Below are 11,388 nucleotides of genomic sequence, written 5' to 3' on the forward strand. Positions count from 1 at the left end.
CGGGCAACTCTACCAATACAGCCGTTTATTCTATTTATTCAATAACTTACGCAAATAAAAGACTGGGACATCAGTCGTTGTTTGATCGGAAAGACTTCCTGATAACTGATTAATTTCAGCATTATTTAGATATACAGCAGATTTTCCGTGTGTAGTCACGTTCATTTCGTTTATATTGCTTGCAGTATCTTTTTGTAAGTTAAATGCGATCTCAGAATCTTTAATACCTGCATTCAAACTTGCAAGAGCTTTTTTATGAATGCGAATAGAGCTGCTGTCTAGATCTAACGTCAGGTCTCGCACGCCATGAAAAGGTTCTCCCACAACATCAACCCAACGTATGTCAAAATTGGACCTGCTGACTTTTAATGATAAATGATCGATTTTTGTATTCAAGCCAAAATTAAGGTCTCCCTGCTCTGCTAGTTTCATATGGAATTCAGATGCTTGAACCGTAAAATTATGTAGATGTACTTTAGAAAGCGAAAGTCCTTCCACCTCGGGTGAAAATATCGAAACGGATAAATAGTTATATCTATCATGATTTTGAAAATCGAGTTCCAAATTTCCTCGATCGTCGATCTGATAAACAAAATCAGTTTCTTTTCCTTTATCTACTTTAACGGCAAACTTTTTACTTTTTACCAACTGAAGATTGAGAGACGTGCGATTGGATCCTACGATACTAACTTGTTTAAAAGGCTGTACATTTATTGTACGCATGTATTTGTCAGGAACGGCCATACTTATTGCTTCCTCCTGCGTTATGGCTGTATACTCCTTTGCATCCACACGATTGGTTTTTGTTACAACGTATATAACACTGATCGGCATCACAAAAAGTATTATTGCCAAGGTAATTAATAATTTATTACTTAATTTCATCGCTATCTATTTTTTGAAGTTTTGTTCAATAAAAGCCTGGTACATGCGGGTGATGTCATCCAGGCCAATATTTAGTAAATAAATGTTTTTAAACAACTGAGGTAATTCTTCGTCGATAAAGATTGTCTTTCGGTAATGCTGTACCTGTTGAATAGCATCCAAGCTGAGAAAAAAACCAACCCCCCTTTTGTTGTAGATTATTCCCTTCTGCTGCAATAACTCATAGGTACGCGCCACGGTATTGGGATTAACCTCCACATTTACTGCCATATCCCGGACTGAAGGAATCTTTTCTTCCGGCTTCCAGCTACCGAGCAATATATGCTCACAGACGTGCTCCGCAATCTGTAGATATATTGCTTTATTATTGTTAAAATCCATATCAAACCTCCTTCTCTTTTAAACGCAGGTAACTCAAGAACCAGAAAATCAGGGTAAGTAGTACCCCCACAACATAAAAAACCCTAAACGTATTTATTTCGTTTTGCCAAAATCCATCTCCTATTAATATCGTGTCGCGAATTGCACGTTGCACGATAAAAACAACTAAGCCTATCCAGCAGGCGACATAGATCATAACACTGATGGCTGTTTTGATGTAGTGGAAATTATTGAAATAAATCGATCCCAATAAAAACAGACTATTTAGCAGAAACGGCAAAAAAAGAAAAAACTTTGTCGGTTTCGGAAACGGTTGATTAAAAAAATAAGTGATATTATCAATCACGACCTGTGTTCCGTCTTCTTGTGCGTAAGAAGTTGTTGCGGTAGTAAAACTCCGTATATAGGATAGAAATGCGAAATCGATAAGATAAAACAGCAGAAAATAAGAACCTATCGTTAAGATAATGGTATAGAATAAGCTTGCCAGAAATTTTTCCAATTGAGAAGCTGGAATCAGCAATTCGATAATCGCCTTTGGCTTTTGTCCCAGATCAGCGAAATAACCGCTAGAAATCATAGTTAAAAATAAAAGACCTAAAAAGATGAAAATAAATGGTCTGAAACTGAGCGTGGCCGTCCAGCTGCCATGCCCATGGGTTAATTGTTCGTTTATATTATAACCATAGAATGCAGTAATTACACCTGTAACAACGGCCAGAGAAATAAGATAAATCTTTCCAAAGTTGATCCATTCCCGGCGTAACAGAAGGAAAAACCGATTGAAATCAAATGTATTATTCATGATGAACTGTATTTAAAATTGAAGTTATGTTGCTTTTCTGTGCTAGAACCGCATTAAATAATAATTCCATATCCAGCTTGGAATCCTCCTGATTGCTATTAGCGGCAATGACCTGATAGCCACCTAATGCTTCTTCAGCATATAACACCGTATTATCAAGTTCCTTCACTTTCTTGAAAGTAAATGCAGCTGTGATTTCATCAATGGAAGCGTTCAATGCTACTTTCTGTTCGTCTAAGAGAATAACCGCGTCAATCAGATTATCTAAATCACGAACTTGATGTGTAGAGATAATAATGCAGCGATCTTCCGTCATAGCTGAGGCCATTATTTTACGAAACTGTGCTTTAGATGGAATATCTAATCCGTTTGTCGGTTCATCCATGATGATTAATTTTGCATTGGTCGCCAATCCGAAGGCTATAATGTATTTTTTCTTTTGCCCGTAGCTCATCTCCGATAGTTTCTGCTGAATAGGAATATCAAATTCCGAAAGCAACCTATTTAAGTAAACATGATCAAAATTAGGATAGAACGGTGCATTTACTTTCACATAGGTCGATGATTTAACAGACGGCAAATGAAATTCTTCTGGAATAAAACTAATCTGTTGTAAAAGCGAAGGCTCGCGCTTTGTGGGATTGTGTCCGAGCACCTGCAGCGAACCAGCAGAAGGATAAACAAGACCAGCAATATTTTTTAACAAAGTGGATTTGCCTGCTCCGTTTTTTCCAAGCAGACCATAAATATGTCCTTGTGTCAATTGCATATTCATGTTCTTAAATAAGGGCCTAGCCTTATTATAATTGAAATTTAGATTTTGAATAGTTATCATACTAGTGTACTACTTAAATAATACACTAATTTACAAAGATTACGTTAATTTCCAATTTTTATGAAAAGTTTTTTCTCACATCAGTGTTGAATCCGTTAAAACTATATGTTGTTAATTATTTATTGACTTTAATTCAAACAAACTACCATTGTCATTCAAATGTCTATTTTAAAAAAACATTTTCACTTAGTGTATTAAATACACTACATTTGTATCATCATAATTTAGGTTTATAATTGGTTAGTAAAGGTTTTCATTCTCCCCGTTTGAAAACCTTTCTTTTTACCCCTTCCAAATAATTTGATTACATTGTTTTTTACATCCTTTATCCGATTTTTCAGTCAAATTTCAGGCCTACATCTTTAATAGGATATTTTTCACTTAGTACACACCTCACTAAAGATCCAGTATTTTATGCCAGTTCCATTGTATATATTAATGGTTTAATAGCCAAGATTTAGAATACATGCCAGTCATCTGTCCGAAATGGCGCGATAGGTAGGCCGGTTTCTGTAAATAAATTTGATATGGATGTGTTAGTAAACACAACTGTTGGGCCTCGCACATCTCAGACGATAGAATAATAAACAAGATTAAAGTAAGTGATCTTTTCTTGATTTTGTATTTTAGCTCTTTTGTTTAATTTTTACAAGAGACAGTGTAAATGAAATCAACAATAACACTATCGCTATGATCTGATAGGTGATCGAAAGACTTACATTTGCATCTTTCAATGCGCCTCCCACGTATACCATCAACCCTCCCACTATAGTACTCAAGAAATTTAAGAAGCCATAAGCCGTAGCAATATACTTCTGATCAACCACTTGCCTAAGCATAGGCATCAAATTAGCATCATTAAAACCTCTCGCCAATCCAAATATAACCATAGCTACAATGGCCATTAAAAAGACGTTCGTAGAAGCCATGATGAACAAAAACGGGGCTCCGATACAAAAGCCGATTATCATTACATTTAATCTGCCTTTCGGATTTTTTTGTACCCATCGATCTGCAATTATTCCACCGACTATCACGCCGACAAAAGATCCTATTTGTATATAGCCCGTAGCGGAAATCCCAGCAGTTCCCAAATCCAAACTAAATTGATCTTTCAAAAAAGTCGGTAACCAACCATTGACCAACCAATTCGCCATGCCTAATATCGCAAAGTAGAACAATATAATATAGAAAGAAGTCAGTCTAAACAAAGAAGAAAACACTTCCCTGATCGAGTAAGAAGATGGAGCTTCTGTTAGGGGCTGCGAAGTAATACGTTCTGGCTCTGTCTCCGCTTTTTTAAGATCTTTCAAAAAATAAATCAATACGAAGGAATAGACAATCCCGAACAAGCCAAAAACATGGAATCCGGATCGCCATCCCCAGTACTCCGCAATAAATCCGCCCAAACCACCTAGTGCTAGTCCGGTATACAGACCACACATGTGCAGACCGGTTGCCAATGATCTGGTTTTTCCGGTATGGTAATCGGTGATCAACGCGAGTGCGGCAGGTATATAGCAGGCTTCGCTGATCCCCATCAATACTCGGGTAGCTAGCATTTCAGGAAATGAGGATGCATAGCCGGTCCATAAGGTTACCAATGACCAAATGGCAACTGACAGAACAATCACTTTTTTTCGCGAATATTTATCTGCTAAAAAACCACCAAAAGGACTTACAAAACCATACGACCATAAAAATACCGAAGTCAGCAAACCAAATTGCGCATCCGTCAGATCAAAATCTGCGACAATAGGATCGCGCATCGATGTAATTAATATTCTATCAAAATAATTTAAAAAAGCAACTACCCATAACAACGCCACGAGTAGCCATGCATAACCTTTAGTTTTCGTATTCATAAGATTTAGTCTAGCTTAATAGTGCCCCATAATACCTGAGGTGTACGGATTCCCGGTCTGATTTCTCCTGACGGTAATACAATTCCACCCGCCCAATTTGCTGTGCCGGTCGTAACTGGAACCCAGGTTTTTCCGTGCTGTTGTTTTTCTGAAATAATGATCTTATCGACATTATAATGCCATAGTGCTTCTTCAAAATTATAGGTTAGTATGCGATTGGAAAAACCGGGGTGATCATGCTTCAAATCCTGATTAGCTAGCTCCCCATTATCGCCTCCGAATACAAAAAGTTTGTTGGATTTACGATCATACCAAGCTGGACTTGGGGCGGCTGCTACTGATTCGGGCAGGTCGACAATCCTCGACCATCGCGTGTGGTCGTCCAATATATAGGCATCCTGCAGATATTTTCTTTTGCCATCCTTCAAACTTACACCAGATAACACGACTAAACTACCCCCTCCATCTGCGACCACGGATAGCATACGCCCCTCACCGGGAATCGGTGGACAGATCTCCCATCCTTTATCTATTTTGGTTAGATCCATACGCCAACATATTGATTCCGCCGTTGGTGAATCCGGTAACTTGATTCCTCCGACTATATACCACAAGCTGCCTATTCTTACACTCGAACAATTTGCTAATTGAAAGGGTAAGCTTGGCAAATTTTCGATTTGCCATCGGTTTTCTTTCCATGTGAGCTTATATACTGAAGAAAGGTGCCCATCCTCATTGCTGCCACCGGCGACAAAAACATCGTTCTGAAAGGAGGTTACCGCTCCGTATCCCATTGGAATCGGCAAATGTCCTAGGGAGATCCAGTTTCCTTGCTTATCTTTAAGTGCAAATATCTTATTTGTCCACACTTTCTTACCTCCATCCCATGGTGCTATTCCATCGGGAAAATTTGCACCACCCATGACCAGCAGAAAATCATCAGTTGCTGTAATATATGCACCGGCAAATCCCATGGTATCTGGAATGGGAGATAGTGTTTTCCATTTAATTTTTACTTCAGCTGTCTGGGCAGGTAAAAGAGTTGAGCTTAGCATAAATAATATAAAGATAAAATATTGTATATTCATTACCTGTCGGTTCATTAACAAGACTTTACAAGGGAAAGAAAGTCGGGCTGGGCAAGATCTGCGTATAAATTTTGCTCCCGCTCTTCACTTAGAGATACCAAAGGGAGTCTTGATGTCCCTAGATCCAATCCTACTTTTTTCATAATTGCACGCTGCGTCGGAATAGGTCCATACTTTACCAATAATTGTATCATTTGTACGGCCTCGAAATGAAGTTTTTCGGCTTCATCCAGTTTACCTTCTTCGAAATAAGCCATAACCTGAGCATATAGTTTAGCTGCGTAATTATATGTGCTACCTATTGCCCCTTTGGCTCCTACGGCAAGGGCGGGAAGAAGAAGTTCGTCATAACCAAATAAAATATCAAATTTACCTTCCTTGTAATGTAGACAAGCTTGGTATTCGTGAATTGTGACCGCCGTATATTTGATACCCGCTAAGTTCGGTATCTTCTGTTCCGCCAATTGCAAAAACTGAATCATATCGATCTGTATACCTGTCAAAGCAGGGATATGGTAATAGAAGAAAGGCAGCTTGGGCGCAGCCGCTGCAATTTCGGCCATACAATCGACTAAATTAGCTACCGAACTTGGCTTGAAATAAAAAGCAGAAACAGATGATATATAATCTGCTCCGTGTTCCTGTGCATGTGCGGCCAAACGTTTGGCCTCCGTGATGGAGCTATGGCCTACATGTACGAAGACTAGCAGTCTCCCTGCTACACTGTTTATATATTTTTCGGTAATTGCCATACGTTCTTCTACGGTTAAATTTGGTCCTTCACCGTTCGTCCCACAAACAAATACACCACTCACATTCTGCTCGATCAAGTATTCCACATAGAGCGGGATAGCATCCAGATCAATACTTCCATCTTTTTTATAAGCAGCGAAAGTCGCCGCAATTAACCCTTTAACTTTATTCATTTTTATATTTTAATAATTTTTATAACAAATCTTTTAACGCGATACGTTGGAATACCAAGTCAGCTTGGCTACTTTCATACAGAACACCAATGGTGTGCTCATCGACGGAAGTAATACACGAATATCCTCTACCCTTTCCTTCATCGAGCAACAGTTTCCTTTCCCACGTATCGGCATTGTCCTTACTCACTTTTAGCGTGATATTGATACGGTCGTACTTGGAATCCGGATTGCAAAACACGATTATCGATTTCTGCGCCCCGTTCTCAATATAATTATGTTTGTGGATACTAGCCATGCATGTGGGCTCGATGAGAGCATGATGTGATGTGGGGTGTTCCATCCAGGTTTCGCCCATATCTGTTGTTGTTGCAATAGCTCTCCCATTATCAGGTCCTTTGTTGGTTGTGTTGAGATTCGAGCGCATATTTAGCATGATACGCCCCTCTTCTAATTCTACTGCCATACATTCGGTTGTCGGCCGAGGCATTGCTGCATTTGATGTCTTCCATGTTTTGCCACCATCGTTACTATAGGTAATATTGGAAAAGGCTTTTCCCGACTTGTCTCTTCCCTGAGTAGGCATTAACAAGGTACCGTCTTTCAAGGTAAGACCATGTCCAGGAGCAGGCGCCCACAGCCACCATTCCTCTTTTTTACACATCGCCGTCAGATTAATTGGTTCCGACCAGGTCTTACCATTATCTTGGCTTTTTACCATTAGAAACTGGGAAGTTTGCTGGATACCAAATCCCGGCTGTGAGCCCTTGGTCTTCCATTGATGATTCCAGATTTCTTCTCCGCTCTTTGTACCTGGATACCACGTTCCGGTTTCGTCGATTACACCATGCATCCATAACCCGGCTACATAAATATCTCCAGTTCTTTCGTCCAATAGAATATTAGGATCAGAGACACCGTTGAACTTCTGTGCCAATCCACCATACTCGCCCATATCGATAGCAACTTCTATGGGTAGCCACGTATTCCCCTTGTCTACACTTCTTGACACACCAATATCCATATGACCTTGCAAGTCCCTCCCAGATTCGTAGCGGGCATCATATACAGAAATTAAAGAACCATCCTTATCTGTAATAATTCCCGGGATGCGACTCGTATGCACCCCCTCCTGATTATGTCTCCTCACAGCTACGCCTAGACGATGCATTGACGTTCTTACGTCCTCTATACTTGTTAATTTTTGCTTATCTATTTGGAATTTATGAAATTCAAGTGCAAAAGGGAGCTCTATATCCTTAACTGGTCTTATCTTGACCGTTATCCAAAGAAAATTTGCACCTTCTCCCAATTTAGTATTGAAAGATATTTTATTCTTGCCTGATCGGGCTTTAACTTTTTTTAAAGCAGTATAGTTCTTTATATTATTCTGCTTTATTAAGGTAGAATCACCTAATATATACCACAGAACTATTTCATCGATGACTTCAGTAGCTCTTTCATCCAATTGTAAAATGAGTTCACCTTTTGATAATGCGGAAGACTTTTTGCTGTTTATTTGCAATCTTTTGACCACGTTGATCTCCTGATCAGCTAATACGGGAAGATACCAGTTTTTTACCGTTACTTGAATTTGTGCTGTACTTTTTAATCCCCATAATAATAAGAGAAAAACAATAAGTATCCTTGGTTCTTTCATAGGTTTACATATAAACTATTAGTACTTATGTACTACATATAAAAATAGTAAAAAAAGATGTGATATCCCGAAGAATATCACATCTTTTTTTACTACAAATTCTTAAGTAATTCGAAATGAGGCCTTAAGTGCTCTCTCATTCCTACTACAAACTCCTCTTTTGTACCATTTTTTAGGATACGCACTAAATCCGTGTGAGATATATTGGACTTCACACTTCTATTTTCATTTTTCAGTACGTAATCAAATACGGGTAAAAGCATAATTTGAAATCTTTTCAAGGTATCATTACCTGTAATTTCATACAGCTTTCCGTGAAATGCAATCTCCCGGGTCACACGAAACACATCGTCATCCTCAAACTTTCCATTCTTGACAATCGCTTCCAGCTCTTTAATATCTTTAGCTGTTTTCCTGACAAAAAGCAGATCAGCTAATCCCATTTCCAAAACCAATCGCAATTCGAATAGATTTTTTAAAGTGCTGGTATCCATACGTTGCGGATTCAGCACCCGTTCAAAACTTCCTAAAATATCAGGATTGGTTAATACCATACCCCGTTTTTTTTTGGATTCAACCAAACCTAACATCCGTAGTCTACTTAGTGCCTCTCTTAATACATTCCTACTTACCCCCAAAGCCTCGGAAAGCTCCATTTCTGTAGGTAATAAATCGCCTGTTTTTAGCTCCTTTTTGTTCAGATATTCTCTAAGCCTTAATTCAACCATATCTGCTCTCGTATTGACGGAGATAGGTTCCAAATCTTTCTTCAATTCAGTTGTCAACATATGCAAACAAGTTCTAAAGTTATGTTCTACAAATTAACATAAATTTTTTAGTTAAACTATCGATGTTAATAAATTATTAGGTGTAAGATTGTTCAACATACTAGGTTTTCTCGCATAGCATGCCATACACCTAGCAAAGTAGCTTCTGCACTGTCAATTGCCAAATAAATAGAAATGTCGATATTTCTAGTATATAGTTGTTGTTTTGTAATATCCAAAAAAGTTGACGCTCCGTTTGCTATCCCACCCCCTATTATTAAACTTCCCATCTGATATGTACCATAATACTGACATATGAAATCGGCTAAATAAGTACCGAATTGTGCAATGGTATCCCTCGCAAACGTACAATATTGTTGATCTTCCATCACTTCTTTTACTGTACTTTTCCTTTCTCCCCCTGCCTGCTTATACAATCGCATAAAGCCCCGTGTAGAAAGGTAATCTTCCGTTATACCCTTCATAAATGGTTCTTTACCCAAATCTAAATCTTTACATCGACCATTTTCGTAAAGACATGCTCCTAATCCTGTGCCCAATGTCAAACCAACAACTTTATTCTCCTTCAAACCATCAATAAGCTCTACCTGTCCTACCAAAAAACAAGTGGCATCATTTTCAAAAAAGATCACATTTTGCGATAGCATGTATCGTTTGGCAATTAATTTTTTTACATTTGTTCCATACAAGTCATCATATTTACCCAAATTCTTTATATATGAAATTCCATTTTCATAATCGAATGGTCCGGGCATTCCAATATATACACCCGTTGGTATTGCATTTACTTTGTGTAAAGTCTCGTCTATACACGAAAACCATGTATCTAATATCTCCTCTTTCTTTCCCAAACTCTTTACTGACCTCCTAGATATCCCTGTAAATGAGTTATTTATAACAGGATCATATACACCTGAAAGAATATGACTCCCTCCTATTTCTACACATAGAATGTGTTCTTTTTTGTTTATAATCATCGTTTAATCAATTTAATTTATATAATGCAAATCAAGAGAATGCTTTCTATTTGCAGCCGATCTAGCAGATGGGTCAATTACATGCTACACAAGTACGGCAATTTCTTCTTCGTTAATTTATATCCTCCATATTCCAATGTACATATTACATTTTGGGGAATTCTAGGATAACCCAATTGCTTTGACGCAAGCCAAGACTTACCATCCTCCATACTTAAGCAAATACCCATCTGGTTATCACGAATGAAAGAAGCAAAAGCCTATGAAGTAATACATAAAAACTCGTAAATACGGAGAATGCATCGGCATTTCTTTTGGTTTACAATTATTATTTGTCACTACAATTATTTAAGTCACACAACTGTCTGCTCATATATTGTATTTATGTACTACAAACATAATTATTGTTTTTAAAATATAAGCGAAAAAAAAATTTTTTTTCGAAGGTAACAACTAGACGTTATTTAAAACAATTCGCTATTATATATACCCTAACTAACATAGGCGTGTTAGTGTTGCATAGACTGCCATAACATTTAAACGGTAGCACACACTTTACTTGACAATAAAAAATATAGAATAAAACAATAAAAACAAAATAATTTATCGAAAAAACGCACTAGTATTGATAATAATTTAAAAATTCTGGAGGTTTGATGAAATAAATCACAAAAAAGCAAATCCAAGTAAACATTAAAATTAAAAACGCATGAAAAGATTGACAGTAGTAATAGTCGCCCTATTTGCATTAAGTGCAACACAAGCACAGATCTTAGATCCCGTAAAATGGACATTTGCGGCTAAAAAGACAGGAAAAGATGAAGCAGTGCTCTTTCTCAAAGCTACAATCGATAATGGCTGGAATATCTATTCACAACATATCGGCGAGGGTGGCCCCGTTCCAACTTCATTCAATTTCACGCCATCGAGCGACTATCAATTTATTGGAGAGGTACTTGAGCCTACCCCAAATAAAAAGTTTGAAAAGACGTTTAATATGCAGGTTCTGTATTTCAATAAAGAGGTCGTTTTTCAACAAAAAATTAAATTGAAAAAAGGTCAGACAGTCGTAAAAGGTGCAGTTGAATTTATGGTCTGCAACGATCAGCAATGCCTCCCTCCCGATGAAAAAGTTTTTGCCATTAGCATCAAATAATCCATTTTTTTCGTAAATAAAT

General features: G+C 37.8%; 11 protein-coding genes. 1 reads left to right on the plus strand and 10 read right to left on the minus strand.

From position 1 onward, the window contains the following. Positions 1-30: 30 nt before the first annotated feature. From FAZ15_RS17780 to FAZ15_RS17825, 10 genes are all read right to left on the minus strand, one after another. The gene (locus FAZ15_RS17780) at positions 31-885 is read right to left on the minus strand and encodes a hypothetical protein (RefSeq protein ID WP_136902664.1); all 855 of its coding nucleotides are present in this window, start codon (positions 883-885) and stop codon (positions 31-33) included. Positions 886-891: 6 nt separating this feature from the next. Beyond that, a complete protein-coding gene (locus tag FAZ15_RS17785; RefSeq protein WP_136902665.1) occupies positions 892-1,266 on the minus strand; it encodes a GntR family transcriptional regulator in 375 nt (124 codons plus the stop codon). A gap of 1 nt (position 1,267) precedes the next feature. After that, complete coding sequence (locus FAZ15_RS17790) at positions 1,268-2,071, minus strand: hypothetical protein (RefSeq protein WP_136902666.1); 804 nt, start codon at positions 2,069-2,071, stop codon at positions 1,268-1,270. Continuing rightward, entirely contained in the window at positions 2,064-2,906 is an 843-nt protein-coding gene (locus tag FAZ15_RS17795) for an ABC transporter ATP-binding protein (protein WP_136902667.1), read from the minus strand. The genes FAZ15_RS17790 and FAZ15_RS17795 overlap by 8 nt, the downstream gene beginning before the upstream one ends. Before the next feature lie 626 nt (positions 2,907-3,532). Then, entirely contained in the window at positions 3,533-4,771 is a 1,239-nt protein-coding gene (locus FAZ15_RS17800; protein WP_136902668.1) for an MFS transporter, read from the minus strand. 5 nt (positions 4,772-4,776) lie between these two features. Further along, complete coding sequence (locus tag FAZ15_RS17805; RefSeq protein ID WP_136902669.1) at positions 4,777-5,859, minus strand: galactose oxidase; 1,083 nt, start codon at positions 5,857-5,859, stop codon at positions 4,777-4,779. Positions 5,860-5,873: 14 nt separating this feature from the next. Beyond that, positions 5,874-6,785: a dihydrodipicolinate synthase family protein gene (locus FAZ15_RS17810; RefSeq protein WP_136902670.1), complete on the minus strand. Its 912-nt coding sequence runs from the start codon at positions 6,783-6,785 to the stop codon at positions 5,874-5,876. 19 nt (positions 6,786-6,804) lie between these two features. Then, positions 6,805-8,445 (minus strand): sialidase family protein, encoded by a 1,641-nt coding sequence (locus FAZ15_RS17815; protein ID WP_136902671.1) that lies wholly within the window; start codon positions 8,443-8,445, stop codon positions 6,805-6,807. A 92-nt stretch (positions 8,446-8,537) separates the two neighbouring features. Continuing rightward, entirely contained in the window at positions 8,538-9,233 is a 696-nt protein-coding gene (locus FAZ15_RS17820; protein WP_136902672.1) for a FadR/GntR family transcriptional regulator, read from the minus strand. Positions 9,234-9,325: 92 nt separating this feature from the next. Continuing rightward, positions 9,326-10,210: an ROK family protein gene (locus FAZ15_RS17825; protein ID WP_136902673.1), complete on the minus strand. Its 885-nt coding sequence runs from the start codon at positions 10,208-10,210 to the stop codon at positions 9,326-9,328. Between the two features lie 709 nt (positions 10,211-10,919). On the opposite strand from FAZ15_RS17825, the gene FAZ15_RS17830 reads away from it, so the two are divergent. Continuing rightward, on the plus strand, positions 10,920-11,366 hold the full coding sequence (locus tag FAZ15_RS17830) for a protein-disulfide reductase DsbD N-terminal domain-containing protein (RefSeq protein WP_136902674.1): 447 nt from the start codon (positions 10,920-10,922) through the stop codon (positions 11,364-11,366). The last annotated feature ends 22 nt before the right edge of the window (positions 11,367-11,388 follow it).

It is taken from the genome of Sphingobacterium olei (assembly GCF_005048855.1).
GTDB lineage: Bacteria > Bacteroidota > Bacteroidia > Sphingobacteriales > Sphingobacteriaceae > Sphingobacterium > Sphingobacterium olei.

Excerpts from the sequence above, each read along its gene's own strand:
- FAZ15_RS17780 (WP_136902664.1), bottom strand. The coding sequence starts at position 885 with ATGAAATTAAGTAATAAATTATTAATTACCTTGGCAATAATACTTTTT.
- FAZ15_RS17785 (WP_136902665.1), bottom strand. The coding sequence starts at position 1,266 with ATGGATTTTAACAATAATAAAGCAATATATCTACAGATTGCGGAGCAC.
- FAZ15_RS17790 (WP_136902666.1), bottom strand. The coding sequence starts at position 2,071 with ATGAATAATACATTTGATTTCAATCGGTTTTTCCTTCTGTTACGCCGG.
- FAZ15_RS17795 (WP_136902667.1), bottom strand. The coding sequence starts at position 2,906 with ATGATAACTATTCAAAATCTAAATTTCAATTATAATAAGGCTAGGCCC.
- FAZ15_RS17800 (WP_136902668.1), bottom strand. The coding sequence starts at position 4,771 with ATGAATACGAAAACTAAAGGTTATGCATGGCTACTCGTGGCGTTGTTA.
- FAZ15_RS17805 (WP_136902669.1), bottom strand. The coding sequence starts at position 5,859 with ATGAATATACAATATTTTATCTTTATATTATTTATGCTAAGCTCAACT.
- FAZ15_RS17810 (WP_136902670.1), bottom strand. The coding sequence starts at position 6,785 with ATGAATAAAGTTAAAGGGTTAATTGCGGCGACTTTCGCTGCTTATAAA.
- FAZ15_RS17815 (WP_136902671.1), bottom strand. The coding sequence starts at position 8,445 with ATGAAAGAACCAAGGATACTTATTGTTTTTCTCTTATTATTATGGGGA.
- FAZ15_RS17820 (WP_136902672.1), bottom strand. The coding sequence starts at position 9,233 with ATGTTGACAACTGAATTGAAGAAAGATTTGGAACCTATCTCCGTCAAT.
- FAZ15_RS17825 (WP_136902673.1), bottom strand. The coding sequence starts at position 10,210 with ATGATTATAAACAAAAAAGAACACATTCTATGTGTAGAAATAGGAGGG.
- FAZ15_RS17830 (WP_136902674.1), top strand. The coding sequence starts at position 10,920 with ATGAAAAGATTGACAGTAGTAATAGTCGCCCTATTTGCATTAAGTGCA.